General features: G+C 32.5%; 13 protein-coding genes, 1 tRNA gene and 2 pseudogenes. All 16 read left to right on the forward strand.

Annotation, left to right across the window (positions count from 1 at the left end; genetic code table 11):
• The first annotated feature begins 17 nt into the window (after positions 1–17).
• The 16 genes and pseudogenes from GXW81_RS00560 to GXW81_RS00630 all read left to right on the forward strand — a co-directional run bounded on the left by GXW81_RS00560 (position 18) and on the right by GXW81_RS00630 (position 23,534).
• A tRNA-Gln gene (locus tag GXW81_RS00560) sits at positions 18–89 on the forward strand.
• A gap of 206 nt (positions 90–295) precedes the next feature.
• Positions 296–957 (forward strand): annotated as a pseudogene (locus GXW81_RS00565) (IS1595 family transposase).
• A gap of 267 nt (positions 958–1,224) precedes the next feature.
• Complete coding sequence (locus GXW81_RS00570; protein ID WP_161530762.1) at positions 1,225–5,919, forward strand: hypothetical protein; 4,695 nt, start codon at positions 1,225–1,227, stop codon at positions 5,917–5,919.
• Positions 5,920–5,970: 51 nt separating this feature from the next.
• Positions 5,971–11,322, forward strand: a complete 5,352-nt coding sequence (locus GXW81_RS00575) for a fibronectin type III domain-containing protein (RefSeq protein WP_161530763.1) — start codon at positions 5,971–5,973, stop codon at positions 11,320–11,322.
• Positions 11,323–11,329: 7 nt separating this feature from the next.
• Positions 11,330–11,683, forward strand: a complete 354-nt coding sequence (locus GXW81_RS00580) for a transporter (protein WP_161530764.1) — start codon at positions 11,330–11,332, stop codon at positions 11,681–11,683.
• A gap of 2 nt (positions 11,684–11,685) precedes the next feature.
• The gene (locus GXW81_RS10330; protein WP_185153006.1) at positions 11,686–11,832 is read left to right on the forward strand and encodes a hypothetical protein; all 147 of its coding nucleotides are present in this window, start codon (positions 11,686–11,688) and stop codon (positions 11,830–11,832) included.
• 11 nt (positions 11,833–11,843) lie between these two features.
• Positions 11,844–12,476, forward strand: coding sequence for a hypothetical protein (locus tag GXW81_RS00585; RefSeq protein WP_161530765.1), 633 nt, complete (start codon positions 11,844–11,846; stop codon positions 12,474–12,476).
• Between the two features lie 206 nt (positions 12,477–12,682).
• Positions 12,683–13,366, forward strand: a complete 684-nt coding sequence (locus GXW81_RS00590; protein ID WP_161530766.1) for an IS1 family transposase — start codon at positions 12,683–12,685, stop codon at positions 13,364–13,366.
• A gap of 15 nt (positions 13,367–13,381) precedes the next feature.
• Positions 13,382–15,481 carry a hypothetical protein gene (locus GXW81_RS00595; RefSeq protein ID WP_161530767.1) on the forward strand — a complete coding sequence of 700 codons (2,100 nt, stop codon included), beginning with the start codon at positions 13,382–13,384 and terminating at the stop codon, positions 15,479–15,481.
• A gap of 10 nt (positions 15,482–15,491) precedes the next feature.
• Complete coding sequence (locus tag GXW81_RS00600; RefSeq protein ID WP_260393510.1) at positions 15,492–18,809, forward strand: T9SS type A sorting domain-containing protein; 3,318 nt, start codon at positions 15,492–15,494, stop codon at positions 18,807–18,809.
• 8 nt (positions 18,810–18,817) lie between these two features.
• Positions 18,818–20,173, forward strand: a complete 1,356-nt coding sequence (locus GXW81_RS00605; protein WP_161530768.1) for a PKD domain-containing protein — start codon at positions 18,818–18,820, stop codon at positions 20,171–20,173.
• Positions 20,174–20,182: 9 nt separating this feature from the next.
• A complete protein-coding gene (locus GXW81_RS00610; RefSeq protein ID WP_260393511.1) occupies positions 20,183–21,931 on the forward strand; it encodes a hypothetical protein in 1,749 nt (582 codons plus the stop codon).
• A 163-nt stretch (positions 21,932–22,094) separates the two neighbouring features.
• Positions 22,095–22,353, forward strand: a pseudogene (locus GXW81_RS10645) (IS1595 family transposase); the annotation flags it as partial.
• Positions 22,354–22,633: 280 nt separating this feature from the next.
• Positions 22,634–22,882 (forward strand): hypothetical protein, encoded by a 249-nt coding sequence (locus GXW81_RS00620; protein ID WP_161530770.1) that lies wholly within the window; start codon positions 22,634–22,636, stop codon positions 22,880–22,882.
• 6 nt (positions 22,883–22,888) lie between these two features.
• On the forward strand, positions 22,889–23,017 hold the full coding sequence (locus GXW81_RS10650) for a Fic family protein (protein WP_161530771.1): 129 nt from the start codon (positions 22,889–22,891) through the stop codon (positions 23,015–23,017).
• 175 nt (positions 23,018–23,192) lie between these two features.
• Positions 23,193–23,534: a hypothetical protein gene (locus GXW81_RS00630; RefSeq protein WP_260393512.1), complete on the forward strand. Its 342-nt coding sequence runs from the start codon at positions 23,193–23,195 to the stop codon at positions 23,532–23,534.
• The last annotated feature ends 259 nt before the right edge of the window (positions 23,535–23,793 follow it).

Raw genomic sequence — 23,793 nt, forward strand, 5'->3', positions numbered from 1 at the left:
AAAAACAACACACCTATAGACCCATGGTGTAATTGGCAACACAGCAGATTTTGGTTCTGTTATTCGGGGTTCGAGTCCCTGTGGGTCTACAATATAAACTGATTATCAGTTAATTAACTAATTTACAGCCAGTTTTACAGCCAAATTAACGCTTAAAACTGGCTTTTTTATTTTATGATATTTCATTATAGTTATTGATATTTCTTATCTCAGCAAAACTTCTTACAATATTTTAAGAAGTAATTTTAAAAGGCTTAAGACTAGGAAACAATGCTTAACTTTGTTGCCAAGTCTTATGAATAGGAGTAAAATTAGCGATTATAAAAAAAATAATAATCAAGTGTTTTGTAGCGATATTGACGCAACGAAAACAGCAGAAATTTTAGAGTTCAATAGAAACACTATTAACCGATATTTTAGGATTTTTAGGGAAGTAATTTTTGAAAAACACCAAGAAGATTTAAGTTTATTTTTTGGAGAAATTGAATTAGATGAGGCTTATTTTGGAGCAAGGCGATTACGAGGGATTAATATACCGCAAAAACGAGAGAGAGGAACCTAGAAACAATCTGTTTTTGAGTTTTTGAAAGAAACGGCAGAGTTTATACCGAACTGACTCCAAATGCGAAAAGTGAAACGTTAAGAAAAGTTATTCGAGGAAAAGTTTCATTGGAAAGTATTTTGTTTACAGATGGTTGGTGAGGTTATAGTGGACTTTTAGATATGGGATATGAGAAGCAATTTCAGGATTGACAAGAGTAAAAGTTTTTCAAATCAGAATGGTGTTTACATTAATGGAATAGAAAGTTTTTGGAGTTTTACGAAGCGAAGATTAGCAAAATTTAATGAAGTGAAATCTACTTTTATAGTCCACTTAAAGAGTGTGAGTGGAGATGGAGAAAAGAGCTAAAAGAAATGGAGAAAGAATTATGGGAACTACTAAAAAAACATGGATAACTTTTTTTACGACTTTTGTCTAAAAAGTTACCCGCATTTTTTTTATTTTTACAACAGCAAACAACAACTAAAAAAACATAAATTTTAATTATTTGCTAGTACTAGAGCCGAATAAATTATTTTACCTAATAAATTGTATATTCCATTTATTCTTATTATACAATATCATAAAAAAGTTTTTTTTGTCAATATTAAATAATAAAATTTATCTTTGTATAAAGTTGGTAAAAGCTAACAAATAATTGATTATATTTAATTTATCGTTTTATGAAAATAAAATATTGTATCCTTCTATTATTGTTATCAATAAATTATATAAACGCAAGTCTTTTTAAGGGTTCAGTTAGTTATAAAATAACGAGTAACAATGCCGTAACCATTCCTAATATTTCTTTAACTACAGAAGGTTCTTTTGAAAATTTTTTAACTTCTTTGTCAAATAATCCCCCTGAGGCAGATCAGGAAATAGGTAAAGCTATAGGAGCTTTTGAAGAATTAGATAAAAGTGGTAATTTTAGTAATACTATAAATCCAAATGAACTTACAGAATTCCCAATAGGGATTAGAGAAAACAAATCTAATGTTGAGTATGGGATAGTTGTTACTAAAGCTAAGTTCACTCCAGAGTATGCTATCATCAACGTATATGCTAGAATTATTACCCCGCAATCTGGTACGGAAGGAGGAAAGAAAACCTTATATTTTGGTGCGGAAGGAGTAAAGCTATCCTATAATGGTAGGATTATTGGAGATGCTAAACTTTCTCTTTTGGGAGATGTCTATATGCCTTTCAATCAAAACCAATGGATGCTAACACTAGAAGGTGGAGAAATAAATAAAGCTAATGGAGAAAGTATTAATGATAACACCTATATGGTTATAGACTGTGATGGAGTCAAAGAGTTATCTTTAAAGGGAAATGTACAGATTTCTAGGAATGTTTTAGTTCCCTTAGATGATAAAGGTGGATTACTTCCTGAAATAGGGAACAATGGAAAGCCAAACAGAGTTCGTGGAGATTTTGCTTTAAAAGCGAGTGATTGGAATGATTTATTGGTTAAAGTAAGTATTACTCCATTTGCAATTACTAAGCAAACACAAGATAAAGATAAAGGTTATTTTTCTTTTTTTGTAAATGATGCAATTCTTGATTTAAGTGATTTAAGAACAGACGCAAGTGTAGTTTTCCCACAATACTATAGAGAAAAAGGGTATCTAATTGCGGGAACAGAAACATGGAGAGGGCTTTATATTCAATCTCTTTATGTTGGGCTTCCCCAAGAGTTTAAAGCAGAAGGCTATATCGACCGTAGGGTTTCTTTCCAAGCACAAAATTTACTTATAGATTCCTATGGGGTGTCGGGAAGCTTTTCAGCAAATGATGTTGTTAGTTTGGAGAAAGGAATTACTAGTAATGAAAACGCATGGCGATATTCATTAGATAGAATAGGAATAGATTTAGCAGCTTCTAAAATAGTAGGAGCAAATCTTAAGGGGAAAATTCAGTTACCTTTTCAAAAGAATAATGAGGATAAAAAAAGTGATACACTACCAAGTTACTTAGGGTATGAAGGTATGATTACTGACGATGATTATTTTATTTCTGTTAATACTGTTAATACTCTAAAGTTTGACTTGTGGAGTGCTAAGGCAACTATATACCCTGGATCTTCAGTGGAGTTAAGAGTAAAAAACAGAAAATTCCAACCCAAGGCTATTCTGAACGGCATGATGAGTATTCAAGCAAATGCTGATAATAAATCATCAGAAGATAACTCTTCAGAAAAGAAAGATGCTCATTTTACTGGAGTAAAATTTGAGGGATTAACATTGCAAACACAAGCCCCTTATATTACAGCTAATTATTTTGGTGTGGAAGGAGAACAAAGGTTAGCGGGATTTCCTGTAAGTATTAAAAATGTTTTTGTTGAGCTAGAGGAAAATTATGCCAATCTAGGTTTTAACATTACCGTTGGATTACAAGAAAAGCGTTTTTCGGCATCAGGGGGAATGAAGATTAAAGGTTTAATAACCAATGAAAATCACAGACAAAACTGGGCATATAATGGGTTTGATTTAACAGAACTTACACTAAGAAATGTAGATATAGGCGTAGCTACAGTTTCGGGTTCACTTAATTTATTACGAAAAGACCCTTTATATGGAAATGGATTTAAGGCATTTCTTAATGCAAAAATTAGTGCTTTGGAAAATGTTGAAGTAGGGGTAAATGCTATTTTTGGTTATAGTACGTTTAGATATTGGGGGTTTGAAGGAAGTGTAGACAACTTGAATATTCCTACAGGAGTTGTAAAAATTACAGGTTTTACAGGAGGTGCATTTTATCGAATGATACCTAATGGAGCAATGAGTTTACAACATAAAAACAGAGCAATGGTAATGACTCCGGATGAGTCGGTTGGATTGGCATTGCGTGCAGGAGTTTATGGAGCTGTAAAAGATAAGAAAGTGGCTTCCTTTATGGCAGGCTTTAATATTTCTACCAATGCTAACGGTGGACTTTCTAATGTAGGTTTTATAGGAGAAGCGGTAATTATGAGTGATTTATCTGCAATAGTGCCTACAGAACCATTTGCAGCTCTTCAAGAGAAATTTAGAAAACAAGTTGAAAAAGATAAATTTTTAAGTGATCTAAAATCTAATGATCGTGTTAAATCTTTTTTAGATATTAACGATGTGAATGAGCAATACCCTTTATCACAAAAGATAGAAGGTGCTATTTATAGCAAGTTGGCGATGAACTATGATTTTAATAATAGTGTTTTTCATGCTAATTTAGACGTTTTTATAGATGTTGCCAAAGGGGTTATTAAGGGGATAGGGCAAAATGGAAGAGCAGGAAATGCCGTGTTGCATATAGCGCCTAATGACTGGTATTTGCATATTGGTAAGCCTAGCGAGATGATAGGTCTACGGGTAGGATTTGATAGATTTTATGTACAAGCAGGAAGCTATTTTATGGTTGGTAATCACATACCAGGTAGCCCACCACCACCAGCCGAAGTTGCTCAAATATTAGGGTTAGAGTTAGATGATATAGATTATATGAAAAACCTTAATGCTCTTGGAGATGGTAAAGGTTTTGCCTTTGGTAGTCATTTGAAGTTTGATACTGGGGATATGACGGCTTTATTCCTATATGCGAGATTTCAAGCAGGTTTAGGAGCTGATATTATGCTGAAAAATTATGGAGAGGCTAAATGTACTAATAGAGGTGGAGAACAAATTGGAATTAATGGATGGTACGCCAATGGACAGGCTTATGTTTACCTGCAAGGAGAATTAGGGATAAAAATTAAACTATGGTTTGTGCGTAAAAAAATTCCTATTATAAAAGCAGGAGCAGCAGCTTTGTTACAAGCTAGAGGTCCTAACCCATATTGGGCAAGAGGATATTTAGGTGGCTATTATAACCTTTTAGGCGGAATGATTAAAGGTAGGTTCCGTTTCAAATTAGAATTTGGAGAAGAATGTAAACTAGAAAAAGAATCCGTTTTAGGAGGTATGAAAATTATTACCGACCTCACTCCTAAAAAAGGAGATGCTGATGTAGATGTATTTGCCATTCCTCAAGCTACATTTGCTGTTCGTGTAAATGAGCCTATTGTAATTCCTGAAGATGATGGAGATCATACTTATAAAGTAGTGGTTGAAAAAATGACTATAGTTGATGATCAAGGAAAAGAAATTAAAGGAGCAATAGAATATGCTCGTTCTAAAGATGTAGCCAATTTTGTATCAGATGATATTCTTCCACCAAATAAAACTTTAAAAGCTGTAGTACAAGTAAGTTTTATGGAGAAAAAAGGCGGAATATATGAGGTAATAATGGCTAATGGACAGAAAGCTGTTGAAGTAGAAGAAAGAACTTTTACAACAGGAACAGCTCCTAATACTATCCCTCTTAGCAACATACAATATGCTTATCCAGTCGTAGAGCAAGAGAACTACTATAAGGGAGAAACTAGCAACGGGTACATTAAACTAAAAAGAGGACAAGATTATCTTTTTGAAGACTCTAATTGGAAAACTTCTACACAGTTCAAAAATGGCAATACAACACATAGTAGTGGTTTTACTTATAATCATGAAGCTAATACAGTAACCTTTAATGTTCCTGATTTGGCAAAACAAAAAGAATTCACATTTGCTATTATAGCTAAAAATACCAATCAGGCTTCGGATGAAAAGTCCCATGAAATAAAAACTGAGGAAAAAACCTCTGGTGAGGAAGAGTCCTCTGAAGTTTCAGTAACAACAGAGAGCAAAAAGGCACAAGCAATTTCTAAAGATGGTGTAATAGAGCGTCTTTCATATACGTTTAAAACAAGTAAGTACAATACTTTTTCTGATAAGTTATCTGCCCTTAGTTTTACTCCTCTATGGATAAAGATTAGCTCAGATGTTGTATCTCTTCAAAACGATATGAATGCCGATGAATATTTTGATATTACGGAGCTTGTAGGTTCTAAATATACAGATAATAAACCTCTGATTAGTCTTACAGCTTTAATGGACGATACTTTTGCAGGAAAATTCAAGAGTTTATTCTACGATGGTTATCCAATAGACCAACTTACACTTTTAAGAGCGGAAGATGAAGAAGATTCTGCGGGAATACCACCAGTAAAAGCATTCCCTATATTTACTTCCTATTTGCATTATCTTGGAAGTGATAGAGGAAACAGATTTTTGAGACAAACCTTCCCATATAAGTATGATTTGTTTAGCTTCTATAAAGCCGACTGGTATGAGCTAGTATCTAAGGCAGCGTCTAAATATGTAGGTACTCAAACCAGTGCCAGATCTCAAGCCATCAATAACTTGTTGCAATCTACCTATGGTATAATTCCAAAGACAAAATACAAAGTAAAAGCAAAATATACTTTACCAGGAGATAAGACAGGTACTGAAAAACAAATCAACTACGAACTTAAATAAGTTAAGAGAAACAAAAATTAAACATAGTCCTTCAATTAAATATAATACATAGTGATGAGATATTTCTATAGAAATAATACGAATATAAATAGAAACCTAAGGTTTAAAAAGTTTTTAGCTTTTACAATGGTTCTATTGCTGAGTTTACAATCTATTTTGTTAAAGTCTCAGCAATACCCGGTTCGTCTTATTCCTAGTATTTTTCAGCCGTATAGTTTAAAATTGGGGGACTATGCCACTAGTACAGAGCCTAAGCTGCAGCTACAGCTATTGATGACGGACTTAATGGAACCTCAACATCAGACGGGGCTTAAGTTTTCATTAGAATCAGGCTTAAATGCAGTTCCATTAGCGGTAAGCAATGATTTTGTTGTCGGTTTTTCTCCATTTACCCTCTATCCGGGGAGCCAGCTCACTCTAAGCAATATAGATGTAAGAGCCCTATTTGAGCTCCAGAACCTTAGTGGTATCAACTCTGTACAATACGCCCAAGCATTGCCCGATGGGGTTTATCAATTTTGTTTTCAAGCGTACGATTATTACACTAAAAACAATCTTTCACAAAAAAGCTGTGCCACTGTTTACTTAGTTCAATATGACCCACCACAGCTTAATTTACCTCAAAACGGAGAAAAGCTACAGGCTATTTCGCCCTATTCAGGCGGGAGTGGTATAGTGTTTCAGTGGATGCCAAGACAGATCGCTCCCAACACCAAATATATCTTTACCTTAAAAGAATTATGGGATTTAGGACAGAGTCCAATATCTGGCTTTTTATCCTCTCGTGTTTTGTGGCAAGAGGAGAGCTATGCACCTACTCTATTTTATGGCTTAGACAAACCCCAACTTATGCCAGGGAAACGCTACGCGTGGCAAGTTCAAGCCAAGAGTGGCAACCCTGTTTTAGGTGCTAACCCTACGGAAGACAATGGCGTTTATAAGAACAATGGACTTACAGAGATTTTCTATTTTGATTATGTAGAAGACTGTACTCTGCCCACACTTTTGATGGCGAAAAATGCAGGGAGAGGGCGAGTAGAACTCTCATGGAATTTATCAGGTAAGCCATCTGGTCTATACCAAGTACAGTATAGAAGAAAAGGAAGTAATACCGAATGGCAAACCGTACAAAGCTACCAACCAAGATACATTATTACAGGTTTAGAAGACCAAACCGAATACGAATACCGAGTAGGTAATGCCTGTGGGCAGTTAGCAACTGCTGGCAATAATGACAATCCTATAACCGATAGTCACTCTGCTGGCAATGCATATGCTTATAGTGGGATACAGTATTTTACCACCGACAGTAAAGACAAGACAAACCAAAACTACCAATGTGGGGTAATGCCTGCGGTGGACATTACCAATAAGACGCCGTTACAAAGTCTTTTAGGAGCCAATGAGGTATTTATGGCAGGAGACTTTCCTGTAACGGTACTAGAAGCCCAAGGAAGCAACGGCATTTATAGTGGTACAGGTTATATAGTAGTACCTTATTTAGCAGATACCAAAGTTAAAGTCAGCTTTAATAATATTAAACTCAATACCGATAGGAAACTTATAGAGGGTATTATAGAAACAACTTATGACCCTAACGAGACTGCAGTAGCGTATGCTTCAGCAGGTGTAGGTGAACTTTTTGGTGATCAAGGCGTAAAAGATATTACTATAGATTATGAAATATCTGATATAAAATATGTAGCCACACCACCACCTGGGAAATTGGTTATAGAAGGTAATGCAGGAGCAGGTAATGATAACTATACAGGTACAGGAGAAAATAGCCAACAAGAATTACCTGTCGGAAAGGATTATACCATTATAGATAAAAAAGGAAATGTTTGGGCAGTAGATGAAGAGGGTAATGTAACTAAAGGAGGCGAAGTAGCTAAAGGTGGAGCTTCTACCCCAGAAAATACTTCAGGCGTAGATTCAAAAGGAAGTGCAACGGCAATTACTGCGAAGGGTATTCGTGTTATCTTCAAAAACAGTCCACGCTCACAATATGCTTTTGATGAACCTACTAAAGCATTAGCTAGCGACTACAAAGAACTCAATGGTAAACTGATTCCATTTAAGGCGGTAGAAAACAAAAAAGAAGAACCTTTTATTGCTAGTGTAGAACTTACGGATAGTAGTATATCTGCGGATAGTTTGATATTTAAAACATCTAAAGGGGTAAAAATAGCCTCCAAAAAAATAGGTAATGATTATGAACTGACCTTAAAAGGTTTGTATAGCTATGCCACAGAAGAGGTACAAGCGGTTATCAAACAAGGAGATAAATACAATATAGCAGGTGTATTTAATTTGGTTCATATCTCGCCTAAGGAAATTAAGCTGAATTTAATCCCAACCACAGGCGTTCGTATCACTGAGCCTCAACAGCAGGAAATAAAAAACATTTATAAGAAAATAGGTATAGATGTATCTATAAAAGTTACACCACCTTTTGATATATCGCCCTATTTGGTAGATGGAAAATTACCTACAGAAGATGTATTTGGGGATTTATCAAAATACAGTCCAGCCCAAAATGCCATAATATCCGCCTATAAATCCAAGAATGAAGTAGGGCTAGAATATTATCTATTTGTAACGGACAAGCCTTCTTCCAATGGGCAAAATGGTTATATGCGATTGAATGGGCAATTTGGTTTTGTATATGACCAAAAAGCAAGAACCATTGCTCACGAGTTGGCTCATGGTGCCTTACGCCTAGAACATCCGTTTAGTGCGTTTAAGAATGTGGTGCAAGGAGAGGTTAAAAACCTGATGGACTATGAGACAGAGAACACCAACTTTATTTATCCAGATTGGAAGCAAATAAACGACCCTAAATTTAAACTTTACACCTTCCAAGGACAAAATGAAGGAGAGTTTTCTGATATCCAGTTAACACCTGAGTGGGAACCGTTTAAATTTTCAGGTTCAAGTATTTATATTTCTGGAGATATAAAAATCCCTAACGGAGCTGTACATGGAATTGCAATGTGTAAAAATGATGATTGTTCTGAAAAAGAATATTATTATTGGATTAATAAGGATAACAAAAAAGGATACTATGCAGAAGGAGTTTCTAATCCTCTACCTATAACTTATCTTAAACAAGAGGAAAAAGATAAAAATCCAGCAATTACACTATTCTGGAACTATGGAACTTGTGGCTATAATAAAACTTATACAACCAATTGGAACTACATAAAAGATAAAATAGGCTTTGATTTAACAAAGGTTACGGATGAAAATTCAATAAAATATAAAGAAACTATACCTTGTGTAGATGGCTCTGGAAGTACAACAAATTCAGAGGACATTTGTGTTGGTAAGGATGTGGCAAAAATTAATCAAGGATATAATAAAGTTTTAGGAGTTATTGATTCAAAAGACTCTGAATTAATTGTAGAAACTATAAATAGTGTAGATGTTTGCTCATTACAACTTCTTACTTATAATGAGATAGAAAAATTATTCAAAACATTAGCAGATGACAATAATATAGGAGAAAATAAAGAAAAAGCAATTGTAAGACTAACGGAATCTATAAAATCCGAAAATTTCAAAACATTCTTTACATTATTGGAAAGTAATGGTAATGAGCTTATCAAAAATTTGATGAATAAGTTGCATGATACTCATTTCTTATATGGAGATAATAATTATACAAGTTTTGTTAGCAGTCTATTAAAGATGTATAAAACTAATCCTGAAAGTTGGGTACATTATGTAAAGGATGAAAATTATTTTGTAGATAAAATTATTTTGGCAAACCCAATAGATAAAGTTCAATCTTTTGAGCAATTGTTAAAAGGTGAGGCTAAAAGGTATTATAATACCTTTTCTATAGATGAATCAAAGAATGTAATAATAGAAGAGAATGAGTGTAGTATTCTTCCTCCAATAGGAGGAAATAGTAGTGGTGCAATTTCTGCCTGTGTTCCTAAAATAATAAACACAGTAACGGTATCTCCATTGTCTCCTATTTTAGTAGAAACAACTAAAGAGTTGCCAATCATACAATTGGCGTTAGACCTAGATAATACTGACAAGAAAAACACCTTAATTGTTCCAGCTATTTTCTTGGACTATGTCCAAGAAAAAACAACAGAAAATATATTAGAAAAATCTACAATTACTACATTAGATGGTATTACGATAGTAACGGGTGGCGGAGTAGTACTTTCTGGAGCTTCTAAAGCAAAAAGAGTCTGGGCACTAATGGAAGTGGTGGGAGCTGTGGGTAATATAGTTGTAAATACAGATGCTATTGATGTAAATTCTAACTACGGAAAAGCTGTAGAAGCCTATAACCTCGCAATGGGTATTATAGGGGTAAAAAATATAGCACAAGGCGGCTATAAGTTTGCAAAGAATTTACCAAGCCAAACAAAACAATTATTGCAGGAAAATAAAGGGATAAGAAATTTACTTTCGGCTAAATATTTGGAATGGAATAGTCTTATTATGAAGTATAAATCTCCTGAAGCCTATATTAATTTAGAAGTCAGAAAAGTTATCGAGGAGAAAGGGACTATTTTGGGGCAATTAAGCGGTAAGGTTTTAAGAAAATTTAACACTCCTGATGAAATTTCTCGATTCTTAAAAACAGATAAAAATGGTGCCTTCTTTTGGTCTGGTAGAACATCAAAAGGGGACGGAGTAATGGATATGGCTCTTGAAATTGCCCAAAGTAAAGGTGGTAATACCTTAGAAGGATTATTGGCAAAATATAATATTGATATGCCAATTTGGGATGCTAGTAATCCTGTCACAGTGAAAATTTGGGAAGATGTAAGTGCTTTATACGCTACACAAGTATCAGGCGAAGTAAGAGCTGTTTTGGGTAAAAATTTACGACCAGGGAATATTTGGGAAACAGTAGAACTTCCTAGACTTAAACAAAATCCGAATGTTACAAAAATCTCTACGATTGATCCTGAGACGATGAAAGTAACAGTAATATGGCCTAAAGGATTGCATTGGAATAGTTTCTCTAAAATAAAGATGAAAATTACATCAATTGATACTGATGGATGGTTGATGGGTAAGTATGTAAATGGAAAATTGCAAGTAATAGGTAATACTAATGTTGCCCAAAAGTGGGATTATATTATTAAAACTGATGGTCAGATTTTAGTTGGCAGAAAACACTCTTGGCTTTCACAAGGTGAAGATGTTTTGGCTGCAGGCGAAATTAAATATAATAATGGCAAGTTAGTTGAAATAAGTAATGCATCTGGACATTATGAACCTACTGTATCAGAAGCATTAAACTTTTTAAGAATATTTAGACAAGCAGGAGTTAATGTTGATGATGCAACATTAACAATATTAGATAAAAATGGAAATATATATAAACAAGTTCCCCCTACAGCGGGAGACCGACTAACATATTATTAAAATTTCTATGAAAATAAAATTGGAAACCAAAGTAATTGAATTGACAGAATTATGGTTTGACTATCTTTTTCCATATTTAGTTAGGTTTTGCATAAGTAATAATTTAGGTATTGAATGGAAAAATGAAATAATTTTTATTTCAAAAGAAAACCAAAAGGGTTTTAATGAGGGCCTTAAAAAAGTATTAAAAGAATTACTTTTTGAATGTTATATAGAACCAACCCAAAAAGCTAGAAGTAAGAATTCATCACGATATATAAAAATAGATTTTGAGGGGAAAACATACGTTTTGAATTATAGAACTGATATTGTAGGAAAGGTTGCGTATGGTTTAATTTATTTAATTGATGAAACAAATTAATTATGAAAGAAAATAAAATTGTTGGATATCAAGGATCGGGAACGGGACGACCAATATATGAGTTGATATACAAAGGAACTAAACAAAAAGTTGCAATTACAATAGGAAGTAATGGTTTTGTAGTAGGAGCTAATCCAACATCTTTATAATAAATAAAAATATGATAGAATTAAAATATAGCTTTGAATACTTCTGTTCACCAATATGGATAAAAGAAAACTCAACTAGTATATTTGAGAATATACTAGTTGAAGATTTACCTGTTGAAGAAGATTTAAAAAAAGATATAACTAATTTGAATATTATTTATCAATCTACTTATAATAAAGACTACCCTCCAGAGCCCATTAATCTGAGTTCAGATGAAGAAATATTTTTTTTAAATAAGGTTCTAAATTCATCATTAAGACTAAAGAATGCCTTACCTTCCAATTATAAATTCCTTTTTGATTTTCAACTTTGGGAAGATCGTATAAGAGAAATAAAAAGTAAAATAAATGTGTCTAATAATTTAAATCCTGATGCTCAAAAATTGAAAGAACCTATTCATGATGAAAAAATAACATATTCAATAATTTCAAGAGGAGAAATGATTATTAACTATAATAATAACACAATAAATCTTTCAATAAGAGTTACTGGAGAGTTAATATTTCAACCTCCTACTTTTTATGCAGATTTAGTTGTATTAAAAAAACAAACTAATTTATCTGATGAAATAATAAAAAAAATTATAAACTTTATTGAAAATGATAGCGAAAAGACTATAGGAACCAAAATAATATTCGATTAAATACATATCTAAATAATATGTTAGTAGGGTCATGTATCAGACTTGTGGGTTTTAGTGTAAGGCACTGAATATTAGCTATGTTTAAAATTTTCAAACTATTAAAAATGAAAAATAAGGACGGAGCAAACTACCATAACAAAGAAAATAATAGAAAATAGATAACTTAAAATATTGAGACACAATACAGATGTATTAAATTTGTGGGTATGATAATAGAAGTAGAAAATTATAGGCAAGACAACTGTTTACAATGCTCCCAAAAGGGCATAAAGCATGGTATGAGTAGCATAGGCACTCAGCGGTTATATTGTAAATTTTGTAAAAAAACATGGCAGATTTCTTATGCATATAAAGCTTATAATCATAAAATTAACTCCCTCATTATATTGCTAACAAAAGAGGGTTGTGGTATTAGGAGTATTGCAAGGTTGCTTAGTATTTCTACAACAACATTATTATCAAGAATTAAAAGCATTGCCCAATCATTAAAATTTCCTACATTGCCATTGCATAAAATCTATCAAATAGATGAACTTTGTACCTTTGTTAAAAATAAACAAAATAGAGTTTGGATTATTTGTGCATTAGAAGAGGGCAGTAAGAAGATAGTAAGATTTTTTGTAGGCAACAGAACCAATAAAACTATAAAAAGAGTTATAGATGATGTTTTGGTTTCGTCTCCAACTTTAATAAGAACAGATAAATTAAAAAATTATCAATTTTTAATTCCAAAAGAAATACATAACACAGCTTGTAAAGGAATACAAAATATAGAAAGAATGAATCTGAGTTTGAGAACTCATTTAAAAAGGCTAAACAGAAAAACTATAGCATACAGTAGAGATATTACTTTATTGTATGCCATTGTTAAAATATATTTATTAAAATAGCAAAAATAAAAGCGTATGCTAAAAAAATACTTTATTCTAATTTTGGTAGTTGTAGGAGGTATTATTTTTTCTCAAGAATTAGAGAAAACAGTAACTCCGCATATCCGTTTAAAAGTAGATAGTAAGAAAGATCAGATTTCTCTTCGCTGGGCAGTAGACGAGCCATTGTCTTGGCAAAGAGCTAATAAAACAGGATTTCGCCTCAAAAGATATACCTTGATGCGTAACGGAAAACTTCTTGCAAGCCCAGAAGAAAAAGATTTAGGAATATTTTTGCCAGCTTCTGAAAAAGAATGGCAAAAAGTGATAGAAAAAAATGATAATGCTGCTATTGTTGCCCAGTCACTCTTTGGTGAAAGTTTTGAAGTGGAAATGGGTGAGAAAGGAAAATTACAAGGAATAGTTAATAAATCTCAAGAGACAGAACAACGATTTGCCTATGCCTTAATAGCCGCAGATTTAGATTTTGAAGTGGCAAAATTAGCAGGTTGGGGTTATACGGATAAAGAAGTAAAAGCAGATGAACGCTATCTATATACAGTAACCATTAACCAGAATACGGCTACAACAGAAAAACCATTAATAGTGGAAAAGGGAGATGCACTAGCCTCTGTTTCAGATAATATAGAACTGCCAAAGCCCTTAGATTTCATAGGTATTTTTAAAGATAAAACGGTTACTCTATCTTGGGAATACTCACAACTAAGAGATACATATACCTCGTATTATGTGGAAAAATCAGAAAATGGAGGAACCTTCCAACCCTTGGGGGACTTACCAGTAATGAATATGAATGATGCCGATGGCAGAACTGCTCGAGGCATGACCTATGTAGATTCATTGGCTCAAAACAATAAGATATTTAGTTATCGAATTAGGGGAAAAACTATTTTTGGAGATTATGGTCCTTACTCTGATGTTGTTTCGGGAGAAGGAATGAAAAGCTTGGAAGCAAGTCCTATGATTTCGAATTTTGAAATAAGTGGAGAGGAAGATATTACGATTACTTGGGAGTATCCAAAAGAAAATGAAAAAGATATTACTTCGTTTGAGCTTCTCCACTCTGAAACCGACTTACAGAATACTTATAAAGTTGTTAAAGATAAAATTCCTGTGCAGACTAGAACCCTAGTTACCAAAAGTATAGCACCATCTAATTATTATAAAATCCAAGCTATTGGCAAAGCAGGAGATAAAAGAGAATCTTTTTCTATGTTAATACAACCTAACGACTCTACCCCACCAGAGTCTCCTATAGGGTTTAAAGGCAAAATAGACTCTCTAGGTGTGGTACATCTAGAATGGAAAGCCAATACAGAAAAAGATTTAGAAGGCTATCACATTTTTAGAGGAGTACAAAAAGGCGAAGAAATGGTAAGGATAACGCCTCAAGCAATTACTCAAAATCTATATAAAGACAAGGTGGAATTAGAAAATCTTAATTCAAAAGTTTATTATTATATAACAGCCACCGATAAGAGGAAAAATCAGTCTGAACCTTCAGTAGTTTTAGAACTTGAAAAACCAGATAAGGTAAGACCTCAAGCTCCTGTTTTTTCAGGATATAAATTAGAAGAAGATGGAAAGATAACCGTAGAATGGCTAAAGAGTTATAGTGAAGATGTAGAGATACACCAGCTTTATCGTCAAGAAAAAGAGGCTGTAGATAAAAACTGGAAACTAATTTATGAAACTAAAAATATACAGCCTAACTATACTTATACAGATAAGGAAGTAGAGGCTGATAAAAGTTATATCTATTACCTATTAGCAATAGACAACAGTAAATTAAAATCGGATAAATCACAAGAAATTACACTAAGAAGTAATAGCTTTGAACCTAAATCTGTTCTAAACAATCTTTCAGGTTCTGTTAATAGAAATAAAAAACAAATAGAACTTCTTTGGAAAGTACGAGATGAAAATATTGGTGAAATATTGGTTTATAGACAAAAAGGAACAGAAAAACCTACTTTATTTGGGACATTACAAGGAACCACTAATTTTTTGGAAGACCAATCAGTTCAAGTAGGAAATAGCTACACTTACCTATTGAAACCTATGTTAAAAAATAATCAAGTGGCAAAAACTGAAAAAATCACAATAGAATATTAAACAAACGGATATGAAAAAAAACATACTTATAATAGTTTTATTTTTTTATAAACTAGTTTTTTCTCAAGTTGGAGTAACTCCACAGGAAAAGGAGAATAACTTCTATCTTTTTAAAGCAGAAAAATTTGATAATTGGCTTTATTTTGAAGATGGAGAATGTTTTTCCTACTTTAGAATAAGTGTTAAGTATGAGGATAATACCATTCAAGAAAAATATTATTTCAATCTACAGCCATATGTCTATAAAAAAAACGGTGATTGGTATATTGATCTAAGGGATCATAAATTTAACTTTTTAATAGACAAAAAAATAAAATCTATAATTACATATTATCATGCAAAAGAGCAACCTGAGTCGGGAAGATGTAATGGCAGAAACGCTATAGAAAGAGATCATACTAGAGAAAATTCATCTCTTGTAATGTGTAGTCTTATGAATACTAGTATTTATGATGTATCTAGTAGAGAATTAAAATTTGTAATAAATAACAATTACAGGCTAATACCATTACATACTTTAAAAACAGATGTTATAGATAGCAACCAAATCCCTGTATTATATAACTCATATCTCCCAAGTGGCGATAAAATAAATCTATTGGCAAAAGAAGGTTTTGCTGCTGATGTATATCATTATCAATATAGTTTGGATAATATATCTTGGATAAATATAGATTCTAGTTTATCAACTTTAAATAAATTAAGCATTTCAGCGAAAGATATACTTGGTGATAGCTACTCTCAATATATCGGAAAAAAGATTTATTTTCGTGTAGTATCCTGTTTTGAAAATGGTACGCCTCAATCTTGGTCAGAGCCCGTTCCACTAACTATAATTCAATCAGCCCCACATATTTTACCTAATTCTAATCCATCCCAAACCAAATGCTTTGACACAGAGGATGGGAGTGTTACACTAAACTTTGATAGAACACTACTCCCAGAAGAAACATTAGAAATATCATTAGTTAATACAGAGACGAAGGGAGCAGTGCGTAACGTAGATATTACCGCAGACCTACAATCTCAGAACACATACATACTTCAAAATCTACCTCCAGGGAAATATGAATTAGGCTTAAAGGGAACTTATAAAGGAGCACAAACTTATACTGATGCTTCAACCCATACCACCAGTTTTGAAATTACAAAGTCTAAGCCCGTCATCTTTGATTCACCCTCTAAAACAGATGTTTTTTGTTTTCAAGGGAATGACGGTATAATTAACCTCACGGCAAGTGGTGGACAAAATCAATTTCAATATTCTGTAACAAAAGACGGACAACCATTTTTAGATTGGATAAATTTTGATAATGGGAATAATGCTTCTATTCAAGGGTTAAGTGCAGGTACTTATAAAATAAAAGTAAGAGATACCAATTTGTGTATTGCAAAAGAACCTAATAATAGTAGCGTAGAAAAAGAAATTACTGTTACCATTACTCAGCCTTCTGCTCCTATTTCCTTGCCAAATGCAGATATTGAAGTGGTACAGCCTACAGGATACGGTTTAAGTAATGGATATATTTCGGTAAGAGTAACGGGAGGAACGCCTAATGCCGATGGAAGCTATAATTTTGAATGGAGAAAAGATACACCAACTGGTACTATTATTTCTACAGGAATTATTACTGATAATATTAATAATCCTTACACCATAAAATTAGCAAATCTTACAGCTGGAAAATATTACTTAACTGTAAAAGATAAAAATTATACTAGTGCCACTTCGGAATTAGGAAATTGTGGAATTATTTCCCAAGAATTTATTGTTACACAACCAGATCCTTTGGTCGCTACAATAGAAGTAGAAAAACCAATTTCTTGTAACATTGCTAATAATTATCCATCTAAATTAGATTTAGATAATAACGGCGTGCCTGATGAAGCTGAAGATGGGAACTTAAAAGCTGTTGTTACAGGAGGTGTAGGAGCATATTCTTATCAGTGGCAAATATTTACTGGAGGTATCTTTCAAAACATACCAGGAGAAACACAACCTATTTTAAATAATCGTTCAGCAGGAATTTATAAAGTTTTGGTACATGATGTGAATAATAACATGACGGATGCAGAGTACACCTTTGTATATCCTCCACAATTAGCTATATCCTTATCAGCTAATACTATTTCGTGTTACAATCAAAGCTCAGGAATGGTCTCTGTAAATGCCACAGGAGGCACAGGAAACTACTCTTATGAATGGAGTACTGGTGATACAAATGCTACCGTAACAGGGCTAACGGGAGGAAATTATTTTGTTCTTGTATCAGACTCTAAAAACTGTAAAATTAAAGGAAATGTACAAGTAGAACAACCAGATCAAATTATCATTACCGATATTTCTGTTAAAAATCCTGTTTGTTTTGGGGCAAGCAATGGAGAAATAAAAACTTTTATTTCTGGAGGAAAAGCACCTTATACTATTTCGTGGTCTAATGGGGTAACGGGTACAGAAAATACGGGTATTTCTGCAGGAGATTACACTGTTACTGTTACAGATGTTAACGGATGTAGCTCAACAAAACAATATACCTTGGTAGATCCTGCCCAAAGAAGGGTAGATTTAGGAGCAGATGTAACCTTATGTTTAGGAGATACTAAAACATATAATGTGAAAATTGATGATGATGGAGCCACCTATGAATGGAAAGATCAGAACGGAAATGTGATAGGAACATCATCTGAGATTACTTTATCAACTGTAGGAACATATACTGTGTTGATAACTGATTCTAAAGGATGTATAGCAACAGACTCGGTAACAATTAAAAACTCATTAGAAGTTTTAGACCCTCAGTTTATGTTGGCTACTCATGCCTATTCAGAAGCTACGGTTGTGTTAGTTAATACCTCTCCTACTAAACCACAAGCTATGGAATGGATAATTCCAAATAACAATAATATACAGGTAATTAACAAAACAAATGACTATTTAGAACTAAAGTTTCTTACTACAGGCTCTTATGAAATAGGATTAAAAGGTATCCAAGGAGATTGTGTAAAGACTTTTTATAAAAATGTTGTAGTAGAAGAAAATAACTCTGGAGTTAATTTAACTTCAGCTAAAGCTACAAATATAACAGAATTCAATATTCTTCCAAATCCTAATAATGGTATATTTCAAGTTCTAGTAGGACTAGGTAAGGAAGAATCTATTAAAATAAGAATTTTGGATATGGTTTCTCATGAGGTATTTCCTTCTATAACACAACCTCAAGCGACTTATTTTGTAGTTCCATTTAGTGCTTCAATACCAGCAGGAATGTATTTAGTAATTTTAGAGACTGGTGATGAAGTAATGGTAAAAAGAATGATTGTGAAATAATAAAATTTATGAAAAATACATATAAAATATATTGTCTTTTGTTTTTCCTTGCTATTTATGTTTTTGGATTACAATCTTGTGCAAGAGAGGAAGGCATTCCCGTAACGGCAGATTTTACAATAAAAGTGGTTGATGAAGACTATTCTGTTCCTGTAAAGGTAGAAATAGTCAATAAGTCAAAAGGAGCAGAAACCTATGAATGGGAGTTTGAAGGAGCTACGGTTACCAGTTCTACAGAAAAATCTCCGAAACCTATAGTTTATACAGAAGCAGGGACATATAAAATAAAATTAACAGCATCTAATAAAGATGGCAATAAGGATGAGAAAGAAATAGAGATAAAGGTAGATGCAGCAATGAAAGTTGATTTTGATTGGCTCATGCAAGGTAGTGATATCTCTCCAGTAACATTACAAATGATAGATAAATCGGAGGGTGCTACTCAATATTTATGGGAGTTTGAAGGAGGATTACCCTCAACCGCCAATGCCCCAAAACCTAGTGTAACTTTTACTTCAGAAGGAGAACATACTATTAAACTAACTATTTCCAACGGAAAAGAAACCTATTCTACGCAAAAGAAGATAGTGGTAAAATCAGCCATGACTATTGATTTTAATTGGAGTGTAGAATCTATTGATAGTGATTATGAGGCACCAGTACTATTACATCTTAATAACCTGTCAACCAATGCAACTTCCTATGAATGGAGTATTGTAGGAGCTACTCCATCTTTATCTACTGAAATAAGTCCTAGTATTAATTTTACTAATGCTGGTACTTATACTATTATCTTGAAAGCTATAAATGATAAAGAAACAAAAGTTATAGAAAAACAGATTGTAATACATCCTAACACCAACTTGTTGTCTTTTAGTGATGTGAAATTGGGTATTAATAGTGCTCATACTACTATTGGATGTTTTTTCTCTTCATACTTAGGTAAAGTAATTAAACAGGGAGAAATCAACTCTATTGATGGTTCCAAAGTAGACTTCGGATTTTTTGGATTAAACTCTACATTTTCTTACAATCAATTTATATCACCAGATGAAGTTCAAAATACCGTATTTTCCTCTATTCCAAACGCAATACATACTAAGGTAATTAATTCTCAAGAATTAGTAGGAATACAATTAACTAACGCTGGCTTTAATTCTATTAACTCAGGGAGTGATTTTAACTCAATTAATATTAATGAAACCAACGCGGGAAAATCACCATTTAATAATACAAATGTACCTAGGATAGTTTTATTTAAAACAAATGATGGTAGAAAAGGAGCTATAAGAATAAAAAGTTTTACAGCGAATGGTACAAGCTCATATATAACCGTTGATATTAAAGTTCAAAAACAACCTTAGTTTATGAAAATGTCATATTTAAGTAAGTTATTAATCTTGTTTTTAGTATTATTTTTTGTAACAAGCTACTCCCAAGAAGTTGATTTAGAAAATATCGGAAAAAGAACAAGAGAGGAACTCAAAAAGAATCCATTTAAAATTAGTGGTGGTATTTCTGCTAATTCTGTATTTTACAATTCAAATGTATATAGTGGTAGAGAACCATTCACATATTTTCTAAATGGAAATCTCAATCTTGGGTTGTATAGGTGGACTATGCCTATTTCATATAGTTTTACCAATCAAGGCAGCAATTTGGGCTATCAAGTCCCTTTTAAATTTAATAGATTAAGTATTGCTCCAAAATATAAATGGATTAAAGCTTATATCGGAGATGCTAACATGACTTTTTCTCCATATACCTATAACGGATTATTGTTTACTGGTGCGGGATTAGAATTAACTCCAAAGACACCACTAAAGGTAGCTCTAATGGCAGGAAGATTAAATAAAGCAGTAGAAGATGATGGAAATTCTAATACCATACCTGCATACAAAAGAATGGGATATGGGGCTAATCTCAGATGGGAAAAAGATAAGTATAAATTAGGAGTAATAGGTTTTTATGCTAAAGACGAGCTTAATTCATTAAAAAATACTTTAGATTCAAAAAATATTTTTCCTCAAGAAAATTTGGTATTATCAGTATCGGGAGCCTTTAAACTAAGAAATAATCTTGAAGTATATGGAGAATATGCTAATACAGCTATAATAAATGACTTGAGAGCAAGTTCTAATGATGTTATTAGAAAAGGGTTCGCTTCAAGATTGCTTTCAGCAAACTCTTCTATGGAAAGTTATTCAGCATATAACACTGGTGTTAATCTGAATCTAAAAAAAGGAATGATAGGTGTGAGGTATGAAAGGATAGATCCTGGCTATAGAACACTTGGAGCATATTACTTTAATAATGACCTTGAAAATATTACTTTTAATTCTTCGTTTGCACTATTAAAAGACAGATTATCTCTTTCTACTAATATAGGACGACAAAGGGATAATTTGGATAGTAGAAAGGCTAAGCAGACAAGTCGTTGGGTAGGAGCGTTTAATGCTAGCTTAAAAGCATCAGAAAAACTAATGATTACAGCGAGCTATTCTAATTTTACTATGTTTACTAGCAAGCAATTGAATCAGTTTAATACAATCAATAATAATCCTTTGATTATTCAACAACCGAAAGATTCCATCGATTATAAACAAATATCTCAAAATACTAATATCAATGTAAATTATATTTTGTCAAGTAGTAAAGAAAAAGTTCAAAATATTAATTTTAATTATTCATTAAATGATATGGTTAACAGAGAGAATGGTATAGTTAGAAAAGGAGGATTGTCAAGGTTTCATAATACTAATCTAAACTATAACCTAAGCTTTCCCGAAAAAAAACTAAGTGTAGCAACCTCTTTTAACTTTACTCATACTTACGCTACTTCTCAAATTTCTACGATTTGGGGACCTGGAGTCACTCTTACTAAATCATTTTTAAAAGAAGAAAAATTGAAAACTAGCTTTGGAGCATCATACAACCATTCTGGAAGTGCCACGGCAAATATCAATGTGACTAATATACGTTTAGGAGCAAATTATATCCCATGGAAACAGCATAACTTTAATTTCAATTTTATTCAAATGTTTAGAAATACAGATCAAAAAATTGACCCCCCTAATCTTAACGAAACAACTTGTACAGTAGGTTATAACTATAATTTTTAGATATATATATCAGAATTTTATAAAAAATGTGCTCGTAAAATAGGAGCCCCTTTTGATGGTTATCTAGTGTTTTGTGAAGGATGATATGATGTTTGTATTTAATATTCACTATTTGAACAAAAAGTTATAAATCAAATAAATATGTTTATAAAGTAAAAAAATAATGAAGTGTTTTTGTAGCGATATTGACGCAACGAAAACAGTGGAAATTTTATAGTTCAATAGAAACACTATCAATCGATATTTTAGGCTTTTTCGGAGGTGATTTTTGAAAAATAATAAGAATATTTAAGTTTTTTTGGAGAAGTTGAGTTAGATGAGGCTCATTTTAGAGTGAGGCGATTACGAATGATATGCCACAAAAGCGAGGAAGAGGAACTTGGGAACAACCTGTTTTTGGAGTTTTTGAAAGAAAAGGCAGAGTTTAAGTTTATACCGAACTGATTCTAAATGCAAAAGAGAACCCTTAAGAAAAATTATTCTTACTTTTGAGTTATGGAAAAGGTAATAGAGAGATATAAAGAGCTGAGAATAGAATACAATAGTAGTATTGTAGAAATTTTTAATCCTTAAGATTTTGAGAATTATATAGGTGATATCTTTACAACTCACAGTTGTAGAATCGAGGGAAATTCTTTTTTTGTAAATGACACTAGAGCATTGCGAGAACAATGCATAGATTTGAAATTAAATAATAAATCAATGCTGGAGGTTTTTGAAATTCCAGACCATTTCAATGCTAACAAATACGCAATGAGTAATTTAGATCAGACACTAACTGAGGATTTCGTAAAAAAACTACACTATTATCTTACCGAAAATACAATCAACTTTACAAAAGGAACTCCGCTTGGAGAATACATAAAGTTTGATATGGCAGTGAGTGAAACTATGTTTGGAGACCATAAGAGAAATATAGCTCAAATGTCTAAATTATTGGAATCAACCTAGAGAACTTTGGATGAAAATAAAGTACACCCTGTAGCTCTAAGCACAATGTTTCATAAATTTTTTATTTACCTTCATCCTTTTCACTATGGAAATGGTCGTTTAGGTAGAAATTTTATCCAACTTTATTTTAGCTAAAAAAGGTCATCCTCTCATTATTATTACCGATGACAAAAAGGAAAAGTATGTAGAAGCCTTGATAGCTTCACATAAGCATAAAGACACCTCTCCTATTATAAGTTTCTTTTTTAATACAATGATGGAACGAATGAAAAATGAAATTGCAGAAAAAAAACTAGCCTAGAATTTTCTTATGCGGTTTAAAGAAGAAGAACCTAAAGGTAAACAAAGTTCTGCATTTTTTCCTAGTCTTAAGCCTTTTATAATTGTATACCAAAAGATAAATAGTATGGAATATCCTATCAGTTTAGACACGGCACTTTCTATAGTCGGTTCTTTGAAAGTAAAGACTATGAAAGAAAAATCTAATACTCATAACGAAGATGAAAGAAAGATATTAGATGATAAAATTAGAATGTACCTCCAAGAAGAGAGAATTTTGTATGGAACAGATGAGTACAATAAAATGTCAGTAATGGATAAAGTTGTAAATTACTATAGCCCTCTAATAAAACAATTAAATGGACTTACATAGATTAAAAATTATAAGCAAGAAAAGATAAAATCCAAATATATTCATATGTACTAGCCACTACTCAACCTGATAGTTAGTAGTATCTCACAAAGTGTGTAAAGTTTAAACTATCGAGGGTTGCAACCCTCGATAGTTTTTTTATTAACTTTAAATTTTTATACACGATGAACAAAGCAGATTTTTTAAACGACGATTTTTTTAAACAATTCCAAAGCGGTGAAGAACTTACCGATTTTTTGAAGTCCATTCAAAAGCGAGG

It is taken from the genome of Riemerella anatipestifer (genome assembly GCF_009932355.1).
Taxonomy (GTDB): domain Bacteria; phylum Bacteroidota; class Bacteroidia; order Flavobacteriales; family Weeksellaceae; genus Riemerella; species Riemerella anatipestifer_E.